The 1,688-nt window shown below is 65.0% G+C and carries 1 protein-coding gene; it reads right to left on the bottom strand.

Annotation, left to right across the window (positions count from 1 at the left end):
• Positions 1-31 precede the first annotated feature (31 nt).
• On the bottom strand, positions 32-1,594 hold the full coding sequence (locus tag ACYPYD_RS22950) for an ISL3 family transposase (RefSeq protein WP_459665736.1): 1,563 nt from the start codon (positions 1,592-1,594) through the stop codon (positions 32-34).
• Between the last annotated feature and the right edge of the window lie 94 nt (positions 1,595-1,688).

Genomic DNA, 1,688 nt, shown 5'->3' with positions numbered 1-1,688 from the left:
TGGGTCTGACTCAAATTCCGTGCACTTCGTATCATGCTGGCGCCATCACCCTTGCCTTGAGCAGGTCGATTTTAGCGCGCCCGAACATCTGGCGCTTGATCGCCTTGAGGCGGTTTATTTTCCCCTCGACCTGGCCGCTGGACCAAGGCGTGGCGATTGCGGCGGCGATTGCGTCCTTGTCCGCCTCCACGCCGGCGGCGAAGGCGGCGAGCTTAGTGTCTGCCGCCATGGCGATCCATGGATCGAGCCGCGCTTCGTCCTTTGAGCGCATCATGGCATGGAAGCGATCGAGGGCCTCACGTGCGATGATCAGCGCGGGCACGGCCTTTTCGATCACCGCGTTGATCAAGGCGGTTTGCGCAGAACCGGTCTCGCGTTCGGTGGTCATGCTGCGCGCAATGGTCCGCGCGCTCAGCCCAGCGCCACCAGAGTGGCCGAGTTTCTCATCGCGACGGCGGCGCGTAGCCCATTCGCTGACAACCCGCAGGGAGCCGGCAAAACCGGATGCCTTCAGCCGACGCCAAAGTTCCGCGCCGATCCTGCACCCCGCGTTCCACTCGGCCTCGAGTGTCAGCGACCAAGCGTCGAGCGAACTCTCGCGGCTGCGGAACGTATCGTGCCGCTGGCCGCGCAGAACCTTCCGGATCGTCTGGCGCGAAACGCCGGTTGCGCGCGCCATGGCCTTGATCGGTATGCCTTGCGCGGCCTGATCGATGATCTGACGATTGAGCGCCTCACGCAATTGCGCACCATCCCACTGGATACGCTCGGCGCGGGTCAAGGTCGCGGGATCAACTGGGCCAGTGGGCGCTAATGCCCGACGTAGGCAGGGCATTTCCGAGCGCACTGCGGCGAGAAACGCTGCCGAGGCATTCTCGAACAGGTGCCAGCGGTCGGCCACCTGCCGCGCCTGCGGCGCCGCTTCGCTGGCTGCGGCACCATACCCCGGGCCTCGGTCACGGCAGATGATCTCGACCTGCGGGTTCTGGCGCAGCCACGCGATCACAGTATCGCGCTGGCGATCGGGCAGCAGGTCGATGACCTGACGGCGCTCGAGATCCACAACGATGCTGCCGTAGCTGTGGCCGCGGCGCCAGGCGAAGTCATCGATGCCGACCACCCGCGCGGGCGGCGGCAGTTCGGCGGCAGGATCACCACGCCGTAGGACACGCAGCATCGTGTCGCGCGACCACGGCATCGCTAGTCGCGCCATCATCCGCGCCCCGGGCCGACCGCCTAGCGCCACCGCTACTGCCCGTACCAAGGCGTCGCAGCGGCCCACCCTGCGGCCATATCGACGGCCAACCGGCGGCGCCAATGGTTCGCTGAACGTGCGTCGTTGGCAAGACGTGTGCGTGCAGCGAAACCGACGGACCGACAACCGAAGCCGAACCGTGCTGCCGCTGACCGGCAAATCCGAGAGCGTGCGGTCGTATCGACTGTGAAAGGACGTCGATGGGTTAGCGCAGTCCGGGCAGATCGCTCCAGCAGACGCCAAGCGGCCCGAAACCTCGACAGTTCCGTCCACGACAGCCCTGCTCTCCACAATCAAACCGGGTAGCGTCAGGCTGCTGTCCCATGCTTTCACGGCCATTGACCAGTACTCCTCGCTTTCCGTGAGCTGGAGTTCGCGGCTACCCTTCGAATTTGTCAAATCTGCACGGAATTTGAGTCAGACCCAGTTTTGC

This window comes from Novosphingobium sp. 11B (assembly GCF_054589055.1).
The sequence above is the reverse complement of the archived record's forward strand: the minus strand, read 5'-3'. Positions and strand labels throughout refer to the sequence as shown.